This is a genomic window from Klebsiella sp. JN_Kp127 (assembly GCF_040062505.1).
Taxonomy (GTDB): domain Bacteria; phylum Pseudomonadota; class Gammaproteobacteria; order Enterobacterales; family Enterobacteriaceae; genus Klebsiella; species Klebsiella quasipneumoniae.
The window spans coordinates 59,277-84,746 of the sequence record NZ_JBEAHS010000032.1; the positions used below are offsets into that span (position 1 = coordinate 59,277).

The following is a 25,470-nucleotide window of genomic DNA, read 5'->3' on the forward strand; positions in this document are numbered from 1 at the left end:
ATACGCCAAACCTAAACGATGAAATGAATGTGCTTTTTACCGTGGTACGGGGAGATCTCGATTTTGGTTTTCACCCGGAAAACGTCCCACAGCAGCGCTTCGGACAAAATCTCCTCCGGCGTCCCGCTGGCGAGGATCTGCCCCTGCTGCATCACGATCAGCGAATCGCAGAACATCGCGGCATGATTAAGATCGTGAATGGCCACAATGCTGGTCACCGGCAGCTCGCTGATCAACTGCATCAGCTGCATTTGATGGTGAATATCCAGATGGTTGGTGGGTTCATCCAGCAGGATCTCGCTTGGGTTCTGCGCCAGGGCGCGGGCGATATGCACCCGCTGCCGCTCGCCGCCGGAGAGGCTCAGCCATCCCTGGTCGCTTTTCTCCAGCATCGCCACCCGCTGCAGCGCGGCGGTGACCGCCTCGTCATCCTGAGCGCTCCAGTTTGAGAACGGCGAGTGGTGCGGAATACGCCCCAGGCGCACGACGTCGCGCACCCGCATATTGGCCTCAGTCATGCCGTGTTGCTCGACGAACGCCACCCGGCGGGCGAGCTGCTTTTTCGCCATCCTGGCGATGTCCTGGCCGTCGAGGGTGACGCGACCCGCATCCGGGCGGCGCAGGCCCGCCAGAACCCGCAGCAGCGAGGATTTGCCGCAGCCGTTGGGCCCCAGCAGTCCCACCGTTTCGCCGCGCGACACCCGCAGCGAGACCGTATTGACGATGACCTTTTTGCCTGCCTTCCAGGTGATATTTTCAGCGCAAATACTCATCACTTATTCCTTGAGCGGTAGATAATCACGGCGAAGAAAGGCACCCCAACCAGAGCGGTCACCACCCCGACCGGCAGACTTTGCGGGGCAATCAGCAGGCGCGAGGCAATGTCCGCCAGCACCATCAGGATCGCCCCCGCCAGCGCGCTGGCGATCAGCAACGTCCGGTGCAGCGGGCCAAAGAAGAAGCGCATCACGTGGGGCACCACCAGGCCGACAAAGCCGATCGAGCCGGCCATGCTGACGATGGTGGCGGTGATCACCGCCGCGGTGGTGAAGAGGATCAGGCGCACGCGCGGCACGGCAATGCCCAGCGAAGCGGCGGCATCGTCGCCGAAGGTGAATGCGTCCAGCGCCCGGGCATACCACAGGCAGACCGCCAGGCCCGCAAGAACCACTACCAGGACCAGCTGGAATTCGGGCCAGCGGACGCCGCTGAAGCTGCCCAGCAGCCAGAACATCACATCGCGCGCCTGCTGCGCGCTGGCGGAGGTGCTGATGGTGTAGGCCGTGAGAGCGTTAAATAACTGCGAGGCGGCGACGCCCGCCAGGATGGTGCGCTCATTGCCGCCGCGCGCGCCGTTGGTCAGAAAGGCGACAAAGGCGAAGGCGGCGAAGGCTCCGGCAAACGCCCCGGCGGAGAGGGAGATCGCCCCGGCGCCAAGGCCCAGCACCACGATTGATACCGCGCCGGTGGAGGCCCCGGCGGAGACGCCGAGTACGTAGGGCTCCGCGAGGGCGTTCTTCAGGAGGCTTTGCAGCACGGCGCCGCAGATAGCCAGGCCGGCGCCGCAGCAGGCGGCGACCAGGGCGCGGCTGAGGCGGAAGTCCCAGATGACGCTCTCGTAGATACGATTGAGAGGCACCGCGGTTAAGCCGGTTTTATTGCTGATAGCGTAAAAGACGTTGTGCAGCGGGATGGGCAGTTCGCCAACGCTGACGCCTACCGCTATCACCAGCGCCAGCACGAACACTGCCACGACGCACCAGCCGGTGAGCAGCATGCTGCGGCGCGTCTGAAGCACGGCGACGCTCATCAGTTAAGCCCCATTTTTCTCAGCTGTTCGCCCACCTGTTCCGCGCCGTAAAGGGTGCGGATGGTCGGATTCATCGCCTGGCCGTCCATCACCACGATATGGCCTTTTTTCACTGCCTCCAGCTGGCTGACGGCGGGATCGCTTTTGAGGAATTTGATCTTCTCCTCGGCCTTATCCAGCGCCCAGCGGTTACGATCCAGGCTTGAGACCACGATCACGTCAGGGTTGGCGGCAATGATGCTCTCCCAGCTTACCGTGGGCCATTCGGTCTCGGCGGTAATGGCGTTATGTCCGCCCAGCACGCTGGCGATAAAGCCGGAGGCGCTGTTTTTGCCGCCGACATAGGCATCGGCCGACGGCGAGGCGCTGGAGAACCAGAAGACGAAGGAGAGATCTTTTTTGCTTTTACCGAACTCCTGACGCAGGTCGGCTTCACGTTTTTTGAAATCGGCGATCAGCGCCTGGCCACGATCTTCCACGTTGAAAATGCGGGCAAAATCGCTAATTTCCTGATACAGCCAGGTCATGTCCCACAGCTTCTGCCGGCTGCCGTACATATCGCCGGTAGCCTTTTTGGTGGCGCACATCCCCGGCGACACGTAGCTGTTCACGCCGACGGTCGCGAGATCTTCACGCTTGGCGACTTTGCTTTCCGGCCCCAGCAGCAGCGGCAACTGGGCGGGAACGAAATCGGGATTTTGCGCCAGTACGGATTCCAGGCTCGGGATTTCCACCGTCAGGGTTTTAATCTTCGCGTTTTGCTCAGCCAGCTGCGGTAATACCCTGGTCGGCCAGAAGGCGCTGGCCACCACCTGCTTTTGCAGCCCAAGCAGCAGCAGGATTTCGACCGTATTTTGCCCCAGCGCGACCACGCGCTCCGGCGGCCGGGTGAAGGTCTCCTGATAGCCACAGTTTTCAATCGTCAGGGGGTAGGTTGTTGCCAGCGCGGAACTGACGGCGGTGAACATCAAGCCTAACGCGCAGAGGACCTTCTTCATTAAACGCTATCCTTGTAAACAGGCGAGTGGATGACCAGCAAATGGAAGTAATGCAAATGAAACTCATTATTGAGGCGGGGTTTTATACAATGCCGTATTTACAGTGTCAATGAGTGACTATTTCAGCAGGGAAGGAGTTGCCCGCGAGGCGGGTGGCTCAGCGCGCCAGTGGGCCGCGAATATACTCCTGCAACCCCTCGGCGAGGAAATCAAATACTCGCTTACAGGCGGGGCTATGGCGCAGGTCCTCATGCATCACCAGCCAGGTCTCGAGATGCAGAGAAAAGTCGGCCGCCAGCACTCGCCGCAGGGGAATGATGCCGTCGGCAAGGGGCGCCTGGCAGATGCCGATCCCCGCCCCGGCGCGGATCAGGCTCAGCTGGGCGAGGTCGCTATCGGTGCGCATCGCGAACGCCTCGCGCTGGAAACGGGGGTAGCGCTCAAGCGCCCGGCGAACGAGGGGCGTGGCGCTGTCGAAACCAATCAGCGCGTGGCCGTCAAGCTCCTCAGGCGTAGCGGGCCGACCCCGGCGGGTCAGATAGGCATCGGCGGCATGCAGCCCGAGCTCGATCCTGCCGAGACGCCGCGCGATAAGCTGCTCCTGCTGCGGAGCGACCATCCGCACCGCGATATCCGCCTCCCGGTGAAGCAGATCCTGAAACCGATTGGAGAGCATCAGTTCGATGACGATATTCGGGCACGCCTGCCTGAGCCGGGCAATCAGCGGCGGCAGCACCTCGGCGCCGACCACCTCGCTGGCGGCCACGCGCACCACGCCATGCAGATCGGTTCTGTCGCGACTAAAGTTGGCCGCCGTGCGTGCCAGCGCCCGGGCGGTGTTGGCCATCGCCTCGGCGTGCACCTGCAGCGCCAGCGCCGCGTCGGTCGCCAGCAGGCCGGTCTGCGAACGGGTAAATAAGGCCTGCCCGAGGGCGGCTTCCAGCCCGGCGATATGGCGCCCCGCCGTCGGCTGGGTGATGTTCAAAGTGCGCGATGCGCCCGATAAAGAGCCTTCCTGCAGGACGGCGAGAAAGGTTCGGTACCACTCCCAGGGAATAGAGGTATTCATACAAAAATGTATAGCCGCTCGATGATGATATGCAATTTCATTTGATATGAGCCGCAGGTAGGCTGTCAAGCATCCATTAGCGAACGGGGAAAGACGATGAACAGCAGCGGCAAGGTCCTTATTCTGGGAGCAAGCGGGGGCATCGGCGGGGAAGTGGCCCGCCGGCTGGCGGCGGACAACTGGCAGGTTCGGGCGCTGAAGCGCGGCGCCCAGCTGCGCGATCCCGAGGAGGGGATGCAGTGGATAGCCGGCGACGCGCTGGATGCCGGGCAGGTGGCGGCGGCGGCTGCCGGTTGCGACGTGATCGTCCATGCGGTCAATCCGCCGGGCTACAGGCACTGGCGGCAGCAGGTACTGCCTATGCTGCGCAACACCCTGCAGGCCGCCGAACAACAGCGGGCGTTAGTTGTCCTGCCCGGCACGGTCTATAACTATGGACCGGATGCCTTTCCGCTGATTGCGGAAGAGGCCGCACAACAGCCGGTGACCCGCAAAGGCGCCATCCGGGTGGAGATGGAGCAGGCGCTGGAGGTTTACGTGCAGCGCGGCGGCCGGGCGTTGATTGTCCGGGCGGGGGATTTTTTTGGTCCGCGCGCCGGGAATAGCTGGTTTTCCCAGGGGCTGATCAGGCCCGGTCAGCTTCCCGGCGTCATTCGCCGACCGGGGGCGATCGGCGTGGGGCACCAGTGGGCCTGGCTGCCCGACGTCGCCGCCACCATCGCCGCGCTGCTGGCCCGCAGGCATGAGCTTGAGCCGTTTGCCCGCTTCCATATGCAGGGCCACTGGGACCCGGACGGCAGCGAAATGAGCCAGGCGATCCAGCGGGTGGTCGCCCGCTATGGCGGCAGGGCGGTAGTGAAGTCCTTTCCCTGGTGGCTGGTGAAGCTGGCGGCGCCCTTCAACGCCACCCTGCGCGAAATGGTCGAGATGCACTATCTCTGGCGTCTGCCGGTACGTCTGCGCAACGATAAGCTGGTGGCCTTTTTAGGCGCGGAGCCGCATACCCCGCTCGATCGTGCCGTACATATGACGCTGCAAGGCCTGGGCTGTCTGCCCGCCGGCGCGATAAATAATGAGGCGCGTGAGGCGTAACGCGGCGAGAGAGAGGATCAGGGCGGGGCGTTATTGTGACCAAATCATAATAACGTCACTCGTTGTCAAACGATAGCGATCGCATTAAGCTAAACGGATGACGAAAAATACCCCTACCCCAGTAAGCCGTGGCCCCCTTGACCACAGCGTTCGCGACCAGATTCTTGACGCGGCCATGGCGCACTTTAGTCGCTATGGCTATGAAAAGACCACGGTCACCGATGTCGCCAAAGCAATAGGCTTTTCCAAAGCCTATATCTACAAGTTTTTCGACTCCAAGCAGGCGATTGGCGAGGCAATCTGCGCCAGCCGGCTGGAGAAGATCATGGTGGCCGTCAGCGAGGCCATCGCCGATGCCCCCTCCGCCAGTGAAAAGCTGCGCCGCCTCTTCCGGGCGCTGACCGAGGCCGGCAGTGAACTGTTTTTCGAGGATCGCAAACTGTACGACATCGCCGCCGTCGCGGCGCGCGATAAATGGCCCTCAACGGAGCAGTATGCCGGTCATCTGCAGCAGCTGATTGGTCAAATTCTTGTCGAAGGCCGCCAGGCGGGCGAGTTCGAGCGCAAAACTCCGCTGGATGAGGCGACCCTGGCGGTCTATATGGTGATGTGTCCTTTCATCAACCCGGTGCAGCTGCAATACAATCTCGACACCGCGCCTACCGCGGCGGTGCTGCTTGCCTCCCTGATCCTGAGAAGTCTCTCCCCCTGATTAGTGACTATTGACTTTATTGGTCACTCGTCTGAGAATGCGCTCACCAACCGGTCTTTTCATTAAGGTGACCCATGCTCAGGCTCAACGCCGTCCATTTTGCCGTCTGCCTCCTGCCGTTGGCCCTCACGGGCTGCGGCGAACCTGCCGACCATGACGATCCCCGCACGCGGCCGCCGCTGGTGCGGGTGGCCACCGTCGAGCGCGCGGAGGCCAGCTCGCGAGCCTTTACCGGCGTGGTGGTGGCTCGTACCCAAAGCGACCTCGGCTTCAGGGTGGCGGGAAAAGTCCTTGAACGGCTGGTAGAGACCGGGCAGAGCGTCCGGCGCGGTCAACTGCTGTTGCGCCTCGATCCGGCTGATCTTGCCCTGCAGGCGCAGTCCCAACAGCGGGCGGTCGACGCCGCGCGGGCACGAGCCAAAAAGGCGGCTAACGATCTGGCCCGCTATCGCGGCCTGGTGGCCAGCGGCGCCGTCTCGGCGGCGGAGTTCGATCAGTTCAACGCGGCGGCAGAGGCGGCGAGAGCCGACCTCAGCGCGGCCCAGGCGCAGGCAAACGTGGCGCAAAACGCCACCGGCTATGCCGGACTGCTGGCGGATGCTGACGGCGTGGTGGTGGAAACGCTCGCCGAGCCGGGGCAGGTGGTCAGCGCCGGGCAGGTGGTGATCCGCCTGGCGCGAGCGGGGCAGCGCGAAGCGCGGGTGCAGCTTCCGGAGACGCTGCGCCCGGCGGTCGGCAGCGAGGCCCTGGCGACACGCTATGGCAGCGAATCTCAGCCGGTCACCGCAACCCTGCGCCTGCTTTCGGACGCAGCTGACACTGCTACCCGCACCTTTGAAGCGCGCTATGTGCTGAACGGCGCGCTGGCGAACGCCCCGCTGGGGTCTACCGTAACCCTGCGCATCGGCAACGACCAGGGGCCAGGCGAGGTGCTGGAGGTGCCCCTGGCGTCGGTCTACGATCCGGGCAACGGCCCTGGCGTCTGGCGCGTTGCCTCCCGCCCGGCCACCGTCTCCTGGCAACCGGTGACGGTGGTCGGCCTGAATGATGAAACGGCGCGGGTGACCGGTCCGCTGAAGCCCGGGGAGCCGATCGTCGCTCTGGGCGCCCATCTGCTGCACCAGGGCGAGACGGTGCGGCTGGCGGAACGACGCGAGCATACTGCCGCCGGGAGCCAGCCATGAGCGACGGACGTTTTAATCTCTCCGCGCTGGCCGTCCGCGAGCGGTCGGTGACCCTGTTTTTGATTATCCTTATTTCGGTCGCCGGGCTGGTGGCCTTCTTCGGGCTCGGGCGGGCGGAAGATCCGCCCTTCACGGTCAAGCAAATGACGGTCATCACCGTCTGGCCGGGCGCCACCGCGCAGGAGATGCAGGATCAGGTCGCCGAGCCGCTGGAGAAACGGCTCCAGGAGCTGAAGTGGTACGATCGCACCGAGACCTATACCCGCCCCGGGATGGCGTTGATCACCTTATCGCTGCAGGATCAGACCCCGCCTTCCGAGGTGCCGGAGCAGTTTTATCAGGCGCGCAAGAAGCTGGGCGATGAGGCGAAAAACCTGCCTGCCGGCGTCTCCGGTCCGATGATGAATGACGAATTCGCCGATGTCACCTTTGCCCTTTTTGCGCTGAAAGCGCGGGGAGAGCCGCCCCGGCAGCTGGTGCGTGATGCCGAAGCCCTGCGCCAGCAGCTGCTGCATGTTCCCGGGGTGAAAAAAGTGAATATTCTCGGCGAACAGGCGGAGCGCATTTATCTCGCGTTTTCTCATGACCGTCTTGCCACCCTGGGGCTCTCGCCGGAGGCGATTTTTGCCGCGCTGAACAGTCAGAATGTGCTGACCGCGGCCGGGGCTATCGAGACCCGCGGCGGGCAGATCTTTATCCGCCTCGACGGGGCGTTCGACCGCCTGCAGCAGATCCGCGACACGCCGATAATTGCCGGAGGCAGAACGCTGAAGCTCGCCGATGTCGCCACGGTTGAGCGGGGGTATGAAGATCCCGCCACCTTCCTGATCCGCAATCAGGGCGAACCGGCGCTGCTGCTCGGCGTGGTGATGCGCGAGGGCTGGAATGGACTGGCGCTGGGGAAAGCGCTGGACGCCGAAACGGCCAGCATCAATCAGAGCCTGCCGCTCGGCATGTCGTTGACGAAAGTGACCGATCAGTCGGTGAATATCAGCGCCGCGGTCGATGAGTTCATGATCAAATTCTTTGTCGCCCTGCTGGTGGTGATGGCGGTGTGCTTTGTCAGCATGGGATGGCGCGTGGGGGTGGTGGTCGCGGCGGCGGTGCCGCTCACCCTGGCCGTAGTGTTTGTGGTGATGGCGGCCACCGGCAAAAACTTCGACCGCATCACCCTCGGGTCGCTGATCCTCGCCCTGGGGCTGCTGGTGGATGATGCCATTATCGCCATCGAAATGATGGTGGTCAAAATGGAGGAGGGGTACGACCGTCTCAAAGCCTCGGCTTATGCCTGGAGCCATACCGCGGCGCCGATGCTGGCCGGCACCCTGGTGACGGCGGTGGGCTTTATGCCCAACGGGTTTGCGCAATCCACCGCCGGGGAGTATGCCAGCAATGTGTTCTGGATCGTCGGTATCGCGCTGATTGCCTCCTGGATTGTGGCGGTGATTTTTACCCCCTGGCTGGGCGTGCACCTGCTGCCGGAGAGGAAGTCCGCGGCGGCGGGCCACGCCGCGCTGTACGACACCCCACGCTATCAGCGCTTTCGCCGGCTGCTGACCCGGGTTATCGCCCGCAAATGGCGCGTGGCCGCCGGGGTGGTGGTGCTGTTTATGGTGGCGTTACTGGGAATGAGCGTGGTGAAAAAGCAGTTTTTCCCCACCTCCGATCGCCCGGAAGTGCTGGTTGAGGTGCAGATGCCTTACGGGTCGTCGATTATTCAGACCAGCGCCGCGACGGCGAATATTGAGCGCTGGCTGCAGCAGCAGCCGGAGGCGAAGATTGTCACCAGCTATATCGGCCAGGGCGCGCCGCGCTTTTACCTGGCGATGGCCCCGGAGTTGCCGGACCCCTCCTTTGCCAAACTGGTGGTATTGACCGACGGCCCGGCCTCTCGCGAGGCGCTTAAGCTGCGGCTGCGGGAGGCGGTGGCCAATGGCCTGGCGCCGCAGGCGCGGGTGCGCGTCACGCAGCTGGTTTTTGGTCCTTATTCGCCGTATCCGGTCGCCTGGCGGGTGATGGGGCCCGATCCGCATACCCTGCGCGACATCGCCGATCGGGTGAAATCGGTGCTGCAGGCCAGTCCGCTGATGCGCACCGTCAATAGCGACTGGGGTTCGCGCGTGCCGGTGATGCATTTCAGCCTCAATCAGGACCGGCTGCAGGCGAGTGGGCTCAGCTCCCAGGCCGTCGCCCGGCAGCTGCAGTTCCTGCTGTCAGGGATCCCCATCACCACCGTCCGGGAAGATATTCGCGCCGTGCAGGTCATCGGCCGCGCGGCGGGGGATATCCGTCTGGATCCGGCGAAAATCGCCGATTTCACCCTGGTGGGCAGCGACGGGCAGCGAGTTCCCTTGTCGCAGATCGGTGAAGTCGAGATCAGGATGGAAGAACCCCTGCTCCGTCGTCGCGACCGCACGCCGACCATTACCGTCCGGGGCGATGTCGCGGATAACCTGCAGCCGCCGGATGTATCCACCGCGCTGATGACGTCGCTGCAGCCCATTATCGACTCCCTGCCGCCGGGGTATCGCATCGAGACGGCGGGGTCAATCGAGGAGTCCGGCAAAGCCACCCGGGCGATGGTGCCGTTATTTCCGATCATGATCGCCCTCACGCTGCTGATCATTATCCTGCAGGTGCGCTCCCTGTCGGCGATGGTCATGGTCTTCCTGACCGCCCCGCTGGGGCTGATTGGCGTGGTGCCGACGCTGCTGCTGTTCAATCAGCCGTTTGGCATCAATGCCCTTGTGGGCCTGATCGCCCTGTCGGGGATCCTGATGCGAAATACGCTGATCCTGATTGGTCAAATTCACCATAACCAGCAGGCGGGGCTCGATCCGTTCCACGCGGTGGTGGAGGCGACGGTGCAGCGAGCCCGTCCGGTTCTGCTGACCGCGCTGGCGGCGATCCTGGCGTTCATTCCGCTGACGCATTCGGTTTTCTGGGGGACGCTCGCCTATACGCTGATTGGCGGGACGCTGGGGGGAACCATCATGACCCTTATCTTCCTGCCGGCCATGTATGCGATCTGGTTCCGCATCCGCCCGGCGCGCCCGGCTGACGCAGCGCAACGGCCGGCGCTGGACCCGCAGGGGTAATTTCGGTTGCCGGGCCAAGGCACGCGGTCAGGCCCGGCCCCGGGCTGCGTCAGGCAGATAGGGATACCGGGACCGCACGGCTGCGCTGTTGATCTTTTTCCAGCCGGTCGAGGCAATCAAGGCTGATGGCCGAGGGGGAGGTGGCGCCGGTGAGGGTCATGGTGACCTTCATATCCTCGGCAAATAAGCGCAGCAGGTGCGCCACGCCCGCTTCGCCCGCGGCGGCCAGGGCATAAATATAGGCCCGACCAAGCAGGACCCCCTTCGCGCCGAGGGCGAGCAGGCGAATAACGTCCACGCCGGAGCGCACTCCGGAGTCGGCAAGGACCGTCAGATCGTCGCCGACCGCCTCCGCCACCCGCGGCAGCGCCCGGGCGGTGGGGATGGCGCCATCGAGCTGTCTGCCGCCGTGATTGGAGACCACAATGCCGTCGGCGCCCAGCCGCACGGCATTGCGCGCATCCTCGGCATCAAGGATCCCTTTGATGATCAGCTTTCCTGGCCAGCTGTCGCGGATCCACTCCAGATCGTGCCAGGCGATGGACGGGTCGAAGTTGTTGCTGATAAACCCCATATAGTCGTCCATGGTCATTTTGTGGCCGGTATAGGCTTCGATATTACCGAACGACAGAGGCCTGCCCGCCAGGCCGACGTTCATTGCCCAGCGCGGGTGGGTGCAGGCCTGAAGATACTGTCGCAAGGTGGCGTGCGGCCCGGACATTCCTGAGCGGTTGTCCCGATACCGTGAGCCGGGGATCGGCATATCGACAGTGAATACCAGGGTTTTCATGCCGGCGGCCCAGGCGCGCTCCAGCGCGTTACGCATGTAGCCGCGATCTTTCAGGACGTACAGCTGGGACCAGAGCGCGCCGCTGGCGTGGCTCGCCACCTCCTCTATGGAGCAGACCGACACGGTGGACAGCGTGTAAGGGATCCCGGCGCGGGAGGCGGCGCGGGCCGCCTGGACTTCGCCGCGGCGGGCATACATGCCGGTGGCGCCGACCGGCCCCAGCGCCACGGGCATCGCCCACGGGGCATCAAGGATGGTGGTGGCCAGCGTCGGTTCACCCGCCCCGCACAGCACGCGCTGGCGAAGGGCGACCGAGGCGAGCTCGGCGGCATTGGCGTTCATGGTATTTTCCGCCACCGCGCCACCGTCAATATAGTCAAAAAGGAAACGGGGCAGACGGCGACGAGCGGCTTCGCGATAATCGCTGGGGGCTGAAACAATCATAATTATATCCTTATGTCTTTTAACCTAAGTGGATGTTCTGCAGGCAAAAAAACTATAGGCTTCTTAAAATCGTTGGGGAAATGAAATATTAGCATCTCAGCCATTCCCTAATGGAATAATCTGGATTTGTCGCTTAAATAGTTATTTCTTTTTTTTGCCTCAGGCACGCGCGTTATTTTTATTTATTTCCGCGACGCGTGAATTCGGCCAAATAAAAGACCCGACGTGGTGCGACAGCGTTATGCGCTATCGCCATAGCAAGGAAGCGAGGTCAACTCGGCGCCTGCCTTTTCCAGCAGGCGTAAAGAAAGTGAATTTGAAATGGAGCAGTGGCTATCTTTTGCTAGCCTTTCTGATGAGGACAGACGGAGCGACACCATGAAAGATAAAGATGAACAAACGGCATTGATTGGCATGGCTATCGGCGCGGCGGTCATTAGCTTAGTGGCGACCCAAAAGCAGATTAATCAGGGGAGTATCGTGGATGAGCTGGTGCGGCTGGGCAGACAGAAGGGGGATGGGGTGGAGGATGAGGTCTTTGTCCAGGCCGCCCGCCTGGTGAGAAAAGGGACCTAGCCAACCGATAGCCTTCCTGACTACCCGTTTCATCGCGGTTTACATCCCCCCCGATCGCGGCCACGTCCCCGCCAGGCCGCGACCGCCCCTGCCGAAAGCGTCGCGCCTTGACGCTTTCTTCTCACGCTTTCTCATTCCGCAGGCCAGCGCCTGTTCAGCGCGCATGGCCGCTTAGTGACGCCGTCACCAGATGCGAAGCCCGAAGAGGTAATCGACGAGCTGCGAAATCAGCAAGTCGCGCTGGCCGGCGGACTGAGTAACCCGGGTGGTGCAAATGGCAACGGTGAATGAAAAGCTTCAGGATTAATCGATAGCGCATGCGATATGGATAGCCGGGACATAATTACCGCGGCGACGAAATGCCTCGATGCAGTCTGGCGAGACGGGCATCGCTATCAGAAAGCAGGCGTTATGCTTGGGGAATTCTACAGCCAGGGCGTAGCGCAACTTAACCTCTTCGATGATAACGCTCCACGGAGGAACAGCGAGAAACTGATGAAAGTTCTCGCCCAACTCAATGCAAAGGACGGAAGGGGAACGCTGTATTTTGCAGAACAGGGGATCCAGGCTGCCTGGCAGATGAAGCGAGAAATGCTCTCGCCTCGATATACGACAAGATTTGCCGATTTACTTAAAGTGAGATGATTTAATGTGCCCTCTAAAATTAGAATTATTATTTAGCACTCAGGATTGAGTTTTCGATATTCATTTGCCTCAATATCGTAGCGCTTTAATTTATTGTAAAGTGCTCCACGTGAAAGATTAAGTGCGATAGCAACCTGTCGCAGATTACCTTTTTTCTCTATCAGACAGCGTTCAATGATCATTTTTTCACTATCCTTAAGATTATAGTTTTTTGTGCGTCCATCATGAACAGCCAAAGCATTACAGACAGAATTCTGTAATTCATCGGGTAAGTCTTTATCATTTATTACCTCAGCTTCTGTGAGGTTTATTGTTCGTTCGACGATGTTCTCCAGTTCTCTAACATTACCTGGCCAGTCGTAGTTTTCCATATGACTAAGGGCAGAATCTGAAAATTTCACGCAGTTTCGATTGAATGCTCGACTGATTTTTTCGCAAAACCATTCTACTAGTTCTCTAAGATCTTCTTTTCTTGCTCTTAATGGTGGAATAGGCAAGCTAATAACATTAAGACGAAAATAGAGGTCACGGCGGAAGGAACCATGTTCGATATCTTTTTTTAGATCCCGATTGGTTGCAGCAATAATTCTGACGTTAACCTTCATCGGACGCTTGCCGCCTATACGCATCACTTCACCTTCTTGCAATACTCTCAAAAGGCTAGCCTGCGCTTCAAGTGGCATATCGCCTATTTCGTCCAGAAATAGTGTACCACCATCAGCAAGCTCGAATTTCCCCGCTGCACCACCTCGCTTTGAACCAGTATATGCACCATCCTCATAGCCAAATAATTCACTCTGCACGAGATCTCGAGGAATAGCACCACAGTTAACCGCGAGAAAAGGTCCTGAATTACGATGACTACCGTTATGAATTGACTGAGCAAAAAGCTCTTTTCCTGTTCCGCTTTCTCCAGTCAGGAGAACAGTACTATCGCTTCGCCCCACGCTTCGGGCCTTATTGCGTGTATCCTGCATCACACGTGACTCACCGAGGATCATATCGAAGTTGTAGATGGCGGTACTACCAATAACACGATGAGTCATGTCGCGTACGCGTCGGTTGTCACGCATCGAAATCACTCGACCACCTTCAGGCGTGATGACTACAGAGATCACACATGAAATACGAGAATCAGATACGGGACAGAACGTAATATTACGGTCTTTACTGGCTGGTAATGCTTTAACTGAACAGCCATCTGGGCATAATACTTCGTCAACATCGCGAAAAAGGACATCTTCCTGAATACCTAATACCTTACGGGCATAACAATTTAACTGACGAATCACCCCCAACTCGCTGATAACCAAAACCCCTTCATTAAGTGACTCCATCACCGACTCCTGCTCGTTTACCAACCGACGCAGAATAAGTTGCTGAGATATCGCTTCTGCGGCAGCCTGAACTGTGCCTAATGTATGGTAATGGAAACAACCAGGATCAGCAGTAAGGGTCAGAATGCCAAGCATTCCACCGTTTTCATCTCTGATGGGAGCTGCCGCGCAATGTTTACCTCGTACGCGTAGCGCTTCTTTATAGTTCTCAGCGCTCAGCAAATAGACCAGCCGGTTCTCTTTGAGACAACGTCCAGTACAGTTTGTACCTTGTACCGTTTCGCAAAGAATACTACCGATCGGCGTCAAGTCCTGGCCGCAATAATGTAGGGTCACTCCGTTAGCATCTGTCAGGTTGATATGTCCATCAGGGTTGTAGGCCAGCAAGTTACGCATGATTTCACGAGCGATGGAAATCAGTAGTGAATTTCTCGCCATGATTCGGCGCAGTTCCCCCTGTTCGCAAAATTGATATTCGAAGTGATGCGCATCTATGCCATTGGTATGGCTTCGTAGCCATGATGCATGAACAACAGAGCGTAATCCTTTAGGTTTTTCCCCCTTTTCGAACTTTGCCCAGGCTCTATCCAGTTCATCGGTGTACTGAGCAAAACCTTGTTCATGGTTAAGCCGGGCAATCCGCTCGCATTCTTCATCCCAGATATCACTGATGCTTTGGCTCATCTATTTCATTCTCTGTAAATTTTAATATGTTCATTCTATATACATGTTGTGTCATTGTGTCTTTTTTATGAACATATTGTGATCGTTATCTATTTTTATTTCTTTATGAAACATCGAGATGCGATTTGGCACATCTGTTGCTATTAGAACAGTGTCTCCCTACAAAGACATAAACTAGAAAAATCAATATGGAGTAAAATGAAATGTCTACACGAAAGCACAACGTGCCTTACCTCATATTCATATGTGCCATTGCATCTATTAGCGGGATCATACTCGGTTACGATGCTTCCGTTATTTCTGGCGTCATAGATCCGCTTACTGAACATTTGTCACTCTCACCAGCGGAAAGCGGATGGGCAGTTTCAAACGTCATTCTGGGTTGTATTGCGGGTGCCTGGGGGGTCGGACGCTTCACAGACCGTTTTGGCCGCAAAGTAACCTTGATCGTCACAGCTATTCTGTTCACCATTTCCGCTATCGGGTCGGCATTAGCCAATGATCTCACCTGGTTTGTTATCTACCGTATGATTGGCGGATTGGCCGTGGGTATGGCATCAGCTGTTACCCCTCTCTATATCGCGGAAGTATCCCCGAAAGACCTTCGTGGTCGGATGCTGGGAATGCAGCAGATGCTGATGGTAGGCGGTCAATTAGTTGTTTACATCGTAAATTACCTGATTGCCAGAGGAATGGCGCATGAATGGGTCGTGTCTATGGGCTGGCGTTGGATGCTGGCATCTGCACTCATTCCCTGCGTGCTATTCCTTGTGATGGCTTTCTTTATGCCAGAATCGCCACGCTGGTATGCGATGCGCAACCAGAGAGAAAAGTCACTGAAGGTACTGACCTCGCTGTCCAACCCAGGACATGCCGAGCGCTTATATGCTGATATTCGCATCTCCATCGCCACCGATTCTGCTTTGCAGAGTACACCAACATCTCATGGCATTCTGCGGGATAAAAAATCGTCTTACATCCTGTGGATAGGCTGCGCTATCGCCGTCTTACAGCAGGTCTCCGGCATCAATATCCTGATGTACTTTGCGCCTTCACTTCTACAAAACGTTACCGGAAACACACAGGATTCCCTCTTTCAGAGTATTTTCCTTGGCCTCGCACTATTGGCTGGAGTGAGCATTGCGCTGGTGGCCTTTGACCGCGTCGGACGAATCCCGTTGCTACGCTGGGGGGCATTGGGCTGTGCTGCCTTCCTGTTATTCACCTCATGGGCCTTTATGAGTGAAGCAAAAGGGTATCTCCCGGTCGTCGGCTTAGTCGGATTTATTTTTGTGTTTGGTATGTCCTGGAGCCTCGGAGCCTGGTTACTGATATCTGAGATCTTCCCTAATCGCATGCGGGCCGTTGCCATGGGTTATGCGTTTTGCTCCCTGTGGATTTCGAACTTCATCGTTACTCAGAGCTTCCCGATGATGAACCGCAATTCTGTATTAATGGAGCATTTCCATGGGGCATTCCCTCTGCTGTTATGCAGCGGATTCAGCATTATCGCTTTCTGGTTTGTTGGCCGTTTTCTGCCGGAAACCAAGGGTGTTTCGCTGGAACATATCGAACCGTTAATGCTTTCAAAATCCCGTCGGTTTGGCGGCGAGCAGGAGATGCTCGTCACGCCAAAATCTGTTTCGCAAAAATAATTAACCAATACCCTATATCTAAGGAGAATGAGATGTCAGTTAAAAACATTGTACGCATCGGTCTTATTGGCGCAGGTCGTATGGGCAGTTTTCATGGTGAAACTGTTGCTCAACGTGTACCAGGCGCAACTCTGATTGCCGTTGCCGATCCGGTTCCGGGCGCAGCAGAAAAATTAGCCGCCAGACTGGGAGCAAAAAAATCGTATACGGATCCGCAAGATCTGCTGAACGATCCTGAAATCGATGCCGTTGTGATCGCTTCTCCGGCACGTACCCACGCTGAACTGGTCGTCGCCGCAGCCAAAGCGGGTAAAGGTGTATTTTGTGAGAAGCCAATGGCAGTCACCCTGGAAGATGCAGATAAAGCCATTAATGCGGCTAAAACAGCCGGAGTTGCTCTACAGGTAGGTTTCAACCGTCGATTTGCTAGTGGTTTTGCTACAGCGTATGAAGAGATAAAAGCGGGTAAAATTGGCGTACCACAACTGTTGCGTTCAACGACTCGCGACCCCGGTCTGGGGGATCCAACGCCAATCCCGCACTGGACCATTTTCCTTGAAACACTGATCCACGATTTTGACATCCTGCTGCACCTTAATCCGGGCGCGAAACCCACCCGTGTTTATGCGGTTGCCGATGCATTAGTGCGGCCCGATTTTAAAGATCGTGGCCTGCTGGACACCGCAGTCGTGAATATTTGCTTCGACAATGGTGCGTTCGCCACTGCTGAAGCTAACTTCCAGGCAGTGTATGGCTATGACGTTCGTGGTGAGGTTTTCGGTAGTAAAGGTATGTTACAGGCAGGAAATATCAATGTGAACAACTGCGTGCGTTACACCGCTGACGGTATCTCTATTGACACAGCACGTCGTGATACTGACCTACTTCATGATGCCTATGTTGCAGAAGTGACCGACTTCGTACATTGCGTTGCAACGGGCGCCACGCCGAAAGCATCCGGTGAAGATGCACGTAATGCATTGGAAGTCGCGCTGGCATGTATCGCATCTGTTCAACAGTCTCAGCCGATTAAGCTCTAAGGATTAAAATATGTCTACTTACTCACTGTCGGTCTGCGCTGAAATGGTATTCCTTGATCTGCCATTCATTGAGCGCGTTGAACGCATTCACGCTATGGGATTTGGCGTGGAGATTTGGGACTGGACCCAAAAAGATATTGATGCGCTGGTGAAAACCGGTGCCCGCTTTACCTCAATGACAGGCTACATCTCTGGCAACCTGACCGATGATGAAGCAATTGATCACCTGCTTTCCAGCGCCAGTCAGTCACTCGAGGCCGCTCGCCGCCTTGGCTGCCCGTCTCTCAACTTGCACGGCACAGGACTGAACAATGTTGGTCTCCCGGTGAAACCAGTTGAAATTGTAACGGGTGAAATGTGGCTGAAAGCGAAAAAGACGCTGGATGCCCTTGCAGCTATGGGGGAGAAAACAGGCAAGGTATTCACTTTGGAAAACCTGAATACCGCCGTTGATCATCCGGGAACACCTTTCGCTAAAGCAGAGGATACTATGGCCCTGGTGAGCGCAGTGAACAGCCCATACCTGAAAATGAATCTGGATATTTATCACGCGCAGATCGGTGAAGGTAACCTGGTCGAGCTTATCCGCAAATGTGAGAAACATATCGGTGAAATTCAGGTTGCCGATGTTCCGGGCCGTAAAGAGCCGGGTACCGGTGAGATCAACTATAAGGCTGTAGCCCGCGCATTGAAAGGGATTAACTATCAAGGCGTGGTCGCGATGGAAGGTTGGGCATCGGGTGATTCCGTCGTCGCACTTGAAGCCTTCCGCGAAGCGTTCACGCTATAAGAGTTAACATCCTTAAGCGCTCATTTTGCATCGTTTCTAAGCTAAGGAAGCGATGCATTTATTGTAAAGGATAGAATGATGAACGTATCAACACGTATTCATGTTGGCGTTAGCCCGCTCTCCTGGACTAACGATGTACTCGAAGATCTCGGTGGCGACATCCCACTGGAAACCTGTCTGGCAGAAGCGGCGGTGGCTGGCTACAAAGGAATTGAACTTGGCCGAAAGTTTCCGCGATCCATCGACACACTTGAGCCATTACTGAATCAAGCTAAGCTGAAGCTTGCCTCTGGTTGGTATAATGGCCTGATGGCTGAACGAAGTTTTGAGGATGAGTTAGCAGCGGTACACGATCATGCCATGTTATTGAAATCACTGGGTGCAAAAGTCATGGTATATGGTGAGTGCGGCGCAATGCCCGGACTCACGCCACTCGATGAGCCCCTGTCGAAATCTCCTGCCTTAGGACATATTAATCTGCCTCAGTACGCAGAAAAAGTGAATAAGTTGGCCGTCTCTTTATTGAAGAACTATGGTTTACGTCTGGCTTATCATCACCATTTGATGATGGTTGTTGAAACCGACGATGAGCTGAAAGCCTTCCTGAAAGCGACTCATGACTTAGTCGGCATCGTCCTGGACTGTGGGCATGCAACCGCGGCAGGCGTAGATATCGAATGGGTACTTGAAAAGTATGGCAACCGTGTGGCACATGTCCATCTAAAAGATGTTCGTGGTGAAGTACTCGATAACGTCATTAACAATAACCTGAGCTTCAATGATGCAGTAAGAGCCGGTCTTTTTACTGTGCCAGGCGAGGGGATAGTTAATTACGCTCCGGTTATTCATTTTCTTAAAAACTCAACCTACGAAGGCTGGATTATCATAGAAGCCGAACAGGATCCTGAAAAAGCACCACCTTTAGAGACAGTAAAAAAAGCGCGCGCATGGGTTAAAAGCGAGCTGGGTATTTAGCATTTGAACAGGTTTGCTGTAGGTTTTTGGCGCTCGTTGAGCGCCTTTTTTGACCTTTGGCCACACCCACCTGTATTTCATTATGTTGAACCGACTAGTTTTTAATAACGATCCCACTGGCCCGGAGGCTGCGACGGGTTGAATTAATTGATTCCAGAAAACGCTTACGACTGTCGCTCAGATCTCGGGAAAGTAATGCTGCCGCTTTATCTGTTTCCTGATCCCTGAGGGCGCTAACAATCTCTACGTTCTCTTTCCAGGCTGGGTTAGTGGGCTCTTTATCCTACCATCCTGGCGCGTAACCCCAGTGGACCGGATCGAGGTGCAGCTGTTCATCGCGTTCGTTCACGAGCAAAACTTTAGTCCCCGGCGCCACGTTGTAACGCCCAATCGGCTCAGGTCGTATGTAATGTCGCGCTCGGCTTCATCCGCCAGGTATGCAAGATACTCTTCACGGGTTTGTGATTGAGCAAAGCGTCCGCGCATGGTTACCTCCAGTCTTCAGACTGAAAGTATAGATGTTGGAATAGAGTCGGACAGTACAGCAGTGGTTTATGACGGAATCACATCCCCGGTAGAAAAAAAGTGGGCGTCAATCAGGCTGTTTTTCGGGGCATAACGGGGGCAGCAGAGTTGATGGGGACACATTTGGGGACACCAGAATGTCCATTCACGGCCTTGATCGTCCGTCTGTGTAATAGTGTAACTCATTGAATATCCGCTAAGTCACTGAAAGGCGGTTTTTTTCATCTCCTATCTCATAAATCGGTATTTTCGATACATCTTTGCCATTGCGTGCGGTAACAGAACAATATCAGAATAACATATTATAAATCATATGATTAGGTTCCACTTGCGTACCCTGATAATCCCCGGGCAAGGGTCTATGCTTATAAAAAGCGCTAAATGAGGCAATACCCCTGCTGCAGAAGGGTTGAAGTGATAATCATTATCACTAACATGGCGGTATGCCTTGATGGCGCCAACCTGGAGGTCTATCGATGGAAGTACAAGCAGGAACCTTTAATCCCGCCGATTTCAGCTGGCAGGGACTGACCATGACGCCGGCCGCTGCCGCGCATATTCGTGATCTGATGCGTAAGCAGCCGGAAAAAAAGGGGCTACGGCTGGGTATCAAAACCAGCGGCTGCGCCGGTTTTGGCTATGTGCTCGAAATGATTGCCGAGCCGGCGCCCGACGATCTGCTCTTTGAATCTGACGGGGCGAAGCTGTTTGCGCCGCTGCAGGCGATGCCGTTCATTGACGGCACGGAGCTGGATTACGTCCGGGAAGGTTTAAATGAAATCTTTAAATTTCATAACCCGAAAGCGCAGCACGAGTGCGGCTGCGGCGAAAGTTTTGGGGTGCAGGCGGAGTAACTATGTCGCGTAATACTGAAGCAACAGACGATGTCAAAACCTGGACCGGCGGCCCGCTCAATTATAAAGAGGGCTTTTTCACTCGCCTGCAGACCGATGAGCTGGCCAAAGGCATTAATGAAGAGGTGGTTCGCGCCATCTCCGCCCGTCGCAATGAGCCGCAGTGGATGCTGGAGTTCCGGCTCAATGCCTACCGGGCGTGGCTGGAGATGGAAGAGCCGCACTGGCTGAAGGCGCATTACGATAAGCTGAATTATCAGGATTACAGCTACTATTCCGCCCCCTCCTGCGGCAACTGCGATGAGACCTGCGCCTCCGAGCCCGGCGCGGTACAGCAGACCGGGGCCAACACCTTCCTGACCAGCGAGGTGGAAGAAGCCTTTAACCAGCTGGGCGTGCCGGTGCGCGAAGGGCGCGAGGTGGCGGTGGACGCGATATTCGACTCGGTGTCGGTGGCGACCACCTACCGTGAAAAGCTGGCGGAGCAGGGGATCATCTTCTGCTCTTTCGGCGAGGCGATCCACGACCATCCGGAACTGGTGAAAAAGTATCTGGGGACCGTGGTGCCGGGCAATGACAACTTCTTTGCCGCGCTGAACGCCGCGGTGGCTTCGGATGGCACCTTTATCTATGTGCCGAAGGGCGTCCGCTGTCCGATGGAGCTGTCGACCTATTTCCGCATCAACGCCGAAAAGACCGGCCAGTTTGAACGCACCATTCTGGTGGCCGATGAAGGCAGCTACGTCAGCTACATTGAGGGCTGCTCGGCGCCGGTGCGCGACAGCTATCAGCTGCACGCCGCGGTGGTGGAAGTCATCATCCATAAAGACGCGGAAGTGAAATACTCCACGGTGCAGAACTGGTTCCCGGGGGATAACAACACCGGCGGGATCCTCAACTTTGTCACCAAACGCGCCCTGTGCGAAGGGGAGAACAGCAAAATGTCATGGACCCAGTCGGAAACCGGCTCGGCCATCACCTGGAAATACCCCAGCTGCATCCTGCGCGGCGATAACTCGATCGGCGAATTCTTTTCGGTGGCGCTGACCAGCGGCCATCAGCAGGCGGACACCGGCACCAAAATGATCCATATCGGCAAGAACACCCGCTCGACCATCATCTCGAAAGGGATCTCCGCCGGACACAGCCAGAACAGCTATCGCGGGCTGGTCAAAATCATGCCGACCGCGACCAACGCCCGCAACTTCACCCAGTGCGATTCGATGCTGATCGGCCCGGACTGCGGGGCGCATACCTTCCCGTATGTGGAATGTCGCAACAACAGCGCCCAGCTGGAGCACGAAGCGACCACCTCGCGGATCGGTGAGGACCAGCTGTTCTACTGCCTGCAGCGCGGGATCAGCGAAGACGATGCCATCTCGATGATCGTCAACGGCTTCTGTAAAGACGTCTTCTCCGAACTGCCGCTGGAGTTCGCCGTCGAAGCGCAAAAATTGCTGGCCATTAGCCTTGAGCATAGCGTCGGCTGATAATTAAGGAAAAAAGATGTTAAGTATTCAAGATTTACACGTCGCCGTCGAAGATAAAGCGATCCTGCGCGGGCTGAACCTTGAGGTGCGTCCGGGGGAGGTCCACGCCATTATGGGGCCGAACGGCTCGGGGAAAAGTACGCTTTCGGCCACCCTGGCCGGGCGCGAAGATTACGAGGTCACCGGCGGCAGCGTCGAATTTAAGGGCAAAAACCTGCTGGAGCTCGCCCCGGAAGATCGCGCCGGGGAAGGCATCTTTATGGCCTTCCAGTATCCGGTGGAGATCCCCGGCGTCAGCAACCAGTTCTTCCTGCAGACCGCGCTGAATGCCGTGCGCAGCTATCGCGGCCAGGAGCCGCTGGATCGCTTCGACTTTCAGGATTTAATGGAAGAGAAAATCAGGTTGCTGCAGATGCCGGAAGATCTGCTGACCCGTTCGGTGAACGTGGGTTTCTCCGGCGGCGAGAAAAAGCGCAACGACATTCTGCAGATGGCGGTGCTTGAGCCGGAGTTGTGCATTCTCGATGAATCGGATTCCGGGCTCGACATCGATGCCCTGAAAATCGTCTCCCAGGGCGTGAACGCGCTGCGCGACGGCAAACGCGCCTTCATCATCGTCACTCACTATCAGCGCATCCTTGACTATATCAAGCCGGACTATGTCCATGTGCTGTATCAGGGGCGGATTGTGAAGTCGGGGGATTTCACTCTCGTCAAACAGCTGGAGGAGCAGGGCTATGGCTGGCTTACCGAACAGCAGTAATGCGCTGCAGCAGTGGCACCATCTGTTTGAAGTGCAGGGCGACCAGCGTACGCCGGAGGCCAGCCAGCATCTGCAGCAGCTGTTGCGCCTGGGTCTGCCGACGCGCAAGCAGGAGGACTGGAAATACACCCCGCTGGACGCGCTGATTAACGGCTGCTTCGTCGCCGATGAGGGAGCGTCGATCAGCGCCGAACAGCGTGACGCGCTGGCGCTGCCGCTGGACGCCTGGCGACTGGTGTTTATCGACGGTCGCTATCATCCTGAGCTGAGCGACGATCTCGCCGCCAGCGGCGTGGAGGTCAGCGTCGATAACCAGCGCCAGCATCTGCCGGATGCCCTCCAGCCGGAGGTGTTTCTCCATCTGACCGAAAGCCTGGCGCAGACGGTGACCCGCCTTCGCGTGCCGCGCAACCGCCGCCTGGATAAGCCGCTGCTGCTGATGCATATCACCCGCGGCCTGGCCGGCGATGCGCTGAATACCGCCCACTATCGTCACCATCTGGCGCTGGAGAGCGGGGCGGAGGCGACGATTATCGAGCACTATCTTAGCTTTGATGAGCAACCGCACTTCACCGGCGGGCGGCTGACCATGACGGTGGCGGACAACGCGCGCCTGCAGCACATCAAGCTGGCGTTCGAGAACGCGCACAGCTACCACTTCGCCCATAACGACCTGCTGCTGGGCCGCGACGCCTCGGCTTTCAGCAGCAGTTTCCTGCTCGGCGGTCAGGTGCTGCGTCATCACACCAGCACGCGTCTGGGCGGCGAAAACAGCGACCTGCGTCTTAACTCGCTGGCGATGCCGGTGAAAAATGAGGTCTGCGACAGCCGCACCTGGCTGGACCACCAGGTGGGGTACTGCACCAGCCGCCAGCTGCATAAAACCATTGTCAGCGATAAGGGCCGGGCGGTGTTTAACGGGCTGATCAACGTCGCGCCGCATGCGCTGAAAACCGACGGCCAGATGACCAACAACAATCTGCTGCTCGGGCGGCTGGCGGAGGTCGACACCAAACCGCAGCTGGAGATTTACGCCGATGACGTGAAATGCAGCCACGGGGCGACGGTAGGGCGCATTGACGAAGAACAGCTGTTCTATCTGCGCTCGCGCGGGATTGAACAGCAGGCGGCGCAGCAGATGATCCTCTACGCCTTCGCCGCCGAGCTTACCGAAGCTATCCACAGCGACGCGCTCAGAGAGCAGGTGCTGGCGCGGATTGGAGAGCGTTTGCCGGGAGGCACAGCATGACATTTTCAGTAGAACGGGTTCGCGCCGATTTTCCGGTACTGAGCCGGGAGGTCAACGGCCAGCCGCTGGTCTATCTTGACAGCGCCGCCAGCGCCCAGAAACCGGAGGCGGTGATTGGCGCCGAAGCGGAATTCTATCGCCACGGCTACGCGGCGGTGCATCGTGGGATCCATACCCTCAGCGCGGAAGCCACCGCGCGGATGGAGGCGGTGCGCCAGCAGGCGGCCATCTTCCTTAACGCCGGCTCGGCGGAGGAGCTGGTATTCGTGCGCGGCACCACCGAGGGCATTAACCTGGTGGCCAACAGCTGGGGAAACGCCAACGTCGGCGCCGGGGATAACATCATCATCAGCGAGATGGAGCACCACGCCAACATCGTACCGTGGCAGATGCTCTGCGCCAGGGTAGGGGCTGAGCTGCGGGTGATCCCCCTCAACCCGGACGGCACCCTGCAGCTGGACGTGGTTCCCGGGCTGTTTGACCAGCGTACCCGCCTGCTGGCGATAACCGAAGTCTCCAACGTGCTGGGGACGGAAAACCCGCTGTCGGCGCTGATTGCCCTTGCGCATCAGCATGGCGCGAAAGTGCTGGTGGACGGCGCCCAGGCGGTGATGCACCACCCGGTGGACGTTCAGGCGCTGGGCTGCGATTTTTATGTCTTCTCCGGCCATAAACTGTACGGCCCGACCGGGATCGGCGTGCTCTACGCCCGGGCCGAGCTGCTGCAGACAATGGCGCCATGGGAAGGGGGCGGGTCGATGATCGCCACCGTCAGCCTGACGGAGGGCACCACCTGGAACCTGGCGCCGTGGCGCTTTGAGGCCGGCACGCCGAATACCGGGGGGATCATTGGCCTCGGCGCGGCGCTGAGCTACGTCAGCCAACTCGGACTGACCCAGATCGCCGAATACGAGCAGACGCTGATGCGCTACGCGCTGGAGGCCCTGCGCGCGGTGCCGGATCTGATCCTCTACGGTCCGGCGCAGCGCAAAGGGGTGATTGCCTTTAACCTCGGCCAGCATCACGCCTATGACGTCGGCAGCTTCCTCGATAACTACGGGATCGCCGTGCGGACCGGGCATCACTGCGCCATGCCGCTGATGGCCCGCTATCAGGTACCGGCCATGTGTCGGGCGTCGCTGGCGATGTACAATACCACGGAAGAGGTGGACCGCCTGGTGGCCGGCCTCCAGCGGATCCACAAACTATTAGGGTAAAGGACGTGACGATGGCGGCATTACCGGACAAAGACAAACTGTTGCGCAATTTTAGCCGTTGCGCCAACTGGGAAGAGAAGTATCTCTATATCATTGAGCTGGGCCAGCGGCTGCCGCCGCTGAGCGCCGAGGAGCACAGCCCGCAGAACATTATTCAGGGCTGTCAAAGCCAGGTGTGGATCGTGATGGCGCAGGATCCTTCCGGCGTTGTCACCCTGCGCGGCGACAGCGATGCGGCGATTGTCAAAGGGCTGATTGCGGTGGTGTTTATCCTTTATGACCGGATGACCGCCCAGGACATCACCGAGTTCGACGTCCGCCCGTGGTTTGAAAAAATGGCCCTCACCCAGCATCTTACCCCCTCCCGCTCGCAGGGCCTCGAAGCCATGATCCGCGCGATACGCGCGAAAGCCGCAAATATTAGCTAGAATAAACAGGTAGATTTCATTCTGTTACGTCCGGCAGGGCGCTGC

21 protein-coding genes and 3 pseudogenes are annotated in these 25,470 nt (G+C 57.8%); 16 read left to right on the forward strand and 8 right to left on the reverse strand.

Annotated elements, in window-relative coordinates:
* Window positions 1-11: 11 nt before the first annotated feature.
* The 4 genes from ABLV04_RS09945 to ABLV04_RS09960 form a co-directional block, all read right to left on the reverse strand.
* A complete protein-coding gene (locus ABLV04_RS09945; RefSeq protein WP_023290094.1) occupies window positions 12-773 on the reverse strand; it encodes an ABC transporter ATP-binding protein in 762 nt (253 codons plus the stop codon).
* The gene (locus tag ABLV04_RS09950; RefSeq protein ID WP_032453250.1) at window positions 773-1,810 is read right to left on the reverse strand and encodes an iron chelate uptake ABC transporter family permease subunit; all 1,038 of its coding nucleotides are present in this window, start codon (window positions 1,808-1,810) and stop codon (window positions 773-775) included. The genes ABLV04_RS09945 and ABLV04_RS09950 overlap by 1 nt, the downstream gene beginning before the upstream one ends.
* The gene (locus ABLV04_RS09955; protein WP_032453249.1) at window positions 1,810-2,808 is read right to left on the reverse strand and encodes an ABC transporter substrate-binding protein; all 999 of its coding nucleotides are present in this window, start codon (window positions 2,806-2,808) and stop codon (window positions 1,810-1,812) included. The genes ABLV04_RS09950 and ABLV04_RS09955 overlap by 1 nt, the downstream gene beginning before the upstream one ends.
* Window positions 2,809-2,965: 157 nt before the next feature.
* Entirely contained in the window at window positions 2,966-3,877 is a 912-nt protein-coding gene (locus ABLV04_RS09960; RefSeq protein WP_180265597.1) for a LysR family transcriptional regulator, read from the reverse strand.
* Between the two features lie 96 nt (window positions 3,878-3,973).
* Between ABLV04_RS09960 and ABLV04_RS09965 the strand changes: the two genes are divergently transcribed.
* From ABLV04_RS09965 to ABLV04_RS09980, 4 genes are all read left to right on the forward strand, one after another.
* Window positions 3,974-4,969, forward strand: coding sequence for an NAD-dependent epimerase/dehydratase family protein (locus ABLV04_RS09965; RefSeq protein ID WP_180265598.1), 996 nt, complete (start codon window positions 3,974-3,976; stop codon window positions 4,967-4,969).
* A 97-nt stretch (window positions 4,970-5,066) separates the two neighbouring features.
* The gene (locus ABLV04_RS09970; RefSeq protein ID WP_147733274.1) at window positions 5,067-5,681 is read left to right on the forward strand and encodes a TetR/AcrR family transcriptional regulator; all 615 of its coding nucleotides are present in this window, start codon (window positions 5,067-5,069) and stop codon (window positions 5,679-5,681) included.
* Between the two features lie 74 nt (window positions 5,682-5,755).
* Window positions 5,756-6,865 (forward strand): efflux RND transporter periplasmic adaptor subunit, encoded by a 1,110-nt coding sequence (locus ABLV04_RS09975; protein WP_102004453.1) that lies wholly within the window; start codon window positions 5,756-5,758, stop codon window positions 6,863-6,865.
* Entirely contained in the window at window positions 6,862-9,963 is a 3,102-nt protein-coding gene (locus ABLV04_RS09980; protein WP_147733273.1) for an efflux RND transporter permease subunit, read from the forward strand. Before ABLV04_RS09975 ends, ABLV04_RS09980 begins: the two co-directional genes overlap by 4 nt.
* A 49-nt stretch (window positions 9,964-10,012) precedes the next feature.
* On the opposite strand, the gene lldD is transcribed toward ABLV04_RS09980, so the two are convergent.
* Both lldD and ABLV04_RS09990 read right to left on the reverse strand, forming a co-directional pair.
* Window positions 10,013-11,197 carry an FMN-dependent L-lactate dehydrogenase LldD gene (lldD, locus tag ABLV04_RS09985; protein ID WP_048297731.1) on the reverse strand — a complete coding sequence of 395 codons (1,185 nt, stop codon included), beginning with the start codon at window positions 11,195-11,197 and terminating at the stop codon, window positions 10,013-10,015.
* A 290-nt stretch (window positions 11,198-11,487) separates the two neighbouring features.
* Window positions 11,488-11,577 (reverse strand): annotated as a pseudogene (locus ABLV04_RS09990) (hypothetical protein); the annotation flags it as partial.
* Here ABLV04_RS09990 and ABLV04_RS09995 point away from each other — a divergent pair.
* On the forward strand, window positions 11,576-11,773 hold the full coding sequence (locus ABLV04_RS09995; RefSeq protein ID WP_004203090.1) for a hypothetical protein: 198 nt from the start codon (window positions 11,576-11,578) through the stop codon (window positions 11,771-11,773). The pseudogene ABLV04_RS09990 and the gene ABLV04_RS09995 sit on opposite strands and share 2 nt — an antisense overlap.
* A gap of 327 nt (window positions 11,774-12,100) precedes the next feature.
* Window positions 12,101-12,418: pseudogene (locus ABLV04_RS10000) on the forward strand (DUF4113 domain-containing protein); the annotation flags it as partial.
* 32 nt (window positions 12,419-12,450) lie between these two features.
* On the opposite strand, the gene ABLV04_RS10005 reads toward ABLV04_RS10000, so the two are convergent.
* Complete coding sequence (locus ABLV04_RS10005) at window positions 12,451-14,439, reverse strand: sigma 54-interacting transcriptional regulator (RefSeq protein WP_152841974.1); 1,989 nt, start codon at window positions 14,437-14,439, stop codon at window positions 12,451-12,453.
* Window positions 14,440-14,642: 203 nt separating this feature from the next.
* On the opposite strand from ABLV04_RS10005, the gene ABLV04_RS10010 reads away from it, so the two are divergent.
* The 4 genes from ABLV04_RS10010 (at window position 14,643) to iolE (ending at window position 18,899) form a co-directional block, all read left to right on the forward strand.
* Complete coding sequence (locus ABLV04_RS10010) at window positions 14,643-16,094, forward strand: sugar porter family MFS transporter (RefSeq protein ID WP_101866327.1); 1,452 nt, start codon at window positions 14,643-14,645, stop codon at window positions 16,092-16,094.
* A gap of 32 nt (window positions 16,095-16,126) precedes the next feature.
* A complete protein-coding gene (locus tag ABLV04_RS10015; RefSeq protein ID WP_023290082.1) occupies window positions 16,127-17,134 on the forward strand; it encodes a Gfo/Idh/MocA family oxidoreductase in 1,008 nt (335 codons plus the stop codon).
* Between the two features lie 10 nt (window positions 17,135-17,144).
* The gene (locus tag ABLV04_RS10020; RefSeq protein WP_023290081.1) at window positions 17,145-17,924 is read left to right on the forward strand and encodes a TIM barrel protein; all 780 of its coding nucleotides are present in this window, start codon (window positions 17,145-17,147) and stop codon (window positions 17,922-17,924) included.
* A gap of 78 nt (window positions 17,925-18,002) precedes the next feature.
* On the forward strand, window positions 18,003-18,899 hold the full coding sequence (gene iolE, locus ABLV04_RS10025) for a myo-inosose-2 dehydratase (protein ID WP_023290080.1): 897 nt from the start codon (window positions 18,003-18,005) through the stop codon (window positions 18,897-18,899).
* A 286-nt stretch (window positions 18,900-19,185) separates the two neighbouring features.
* Here the strand turns inward: iolE and ABLV04_RS10030 are convergent.
* A pseudogene (locus ABLV04_RS10030) lies at window positions 19,186-19,385 on the reverse strand (SOS response-associated peptidase family protein); the annotation flags it as partial.
* Window positions 19,386-19,900: 515 nt separating this feature from the next.
* Here ABLV04_RS10030 and sufA point away from each other — a divergent pair.
* From sufA to sufE, 6 genes are read left to right on the forward strand one after another with little or no spacing between them, the layout of a single operon-like run.
* Window positions 19,901-20,278: a Fe-S cluster assembly scaffold SufA gene (gene sufA, locus ABLV04_RS10035; RefSeq protein ID WP_023290078.1), complete on the forward strand. Its 378-nt coding sequence runs from the start codon at window positions 19,901-19,903 to the stop codon at window positions 20,276-20,278.
* Between the two features lie 2 nt (window positions 20,279-20,280).
* Complete coding sequence (gene sufB / locus ABLV04_RS10040) at window positions 20,281-21,768, forward strand: Fe-S cluster assembly protein SufB (protein WP_023290077.1); 1,488 nt, start codon at window positions 20,281-20,283, stop codon at window positions 21,766-21,768.
* A gap of 16 nt (window positions 21,769-21,784) precedes the next feature.
* The gene (gene sufC / locus ABLV04_RS10045; RefSeq protein WP_032453238.1) at window positions 21,785-22,531 is read left to right on the forward strand and encodes a Fe-S cluster assembly ATPase SufC; all 747 of its coding nucleotides are present in this window, start codon (window positions 21,785-21,787) and stop codon (window positions 22,529-22,531) included.
* Window positions 22,506-23,780 carry a Fe-S cluster assembly protein SufD gene (gene sufD / locus ABLV04_RS10050; protein ID WP_180265599.1) on the forward strand — a complete coding sequence of 425 codons (1,275 nt, stop codon included), beginning with the start codon at window positions 22,506-22,508 and terminating at the stop codon, window positions 23,778-23,780. The genes sufC and sufD overlap by 26 nt, the downstream gene beginning before the upstream one ends.
* Window positions 23,777-24,997 (forward strand): cysteine desulfurase SufS, encoded by a 1,221-nt coding sequence (sufS, locus tag ABLV04_RS10055; protein ID WP_023290074.1) that lies wholly within the window; start codon window positions 23,777-23,779, stop codon window positions 24,995-24,997. The genes sufD and sufS overlap by 4 nt, the downstream gene beginning before the upstream one ends.
* A gap of 11 nt (window positions 24,998-25,008) precedes the next feature.
* Window positions 25,009-25,425: a cysteine desulfuration protein SufE gene (gene sufE / locus ABLV04_RS10060; RefSeq protein WP_023290073.1), complete on the forward strand. Its 417-nt coding sequence runs from the start codon at window positions 25,009-25,011 to the stop codon at window positions 25,423-25,425.
* Window positions 25,426-25,470 lie beyond the last annotated feature (45 nt).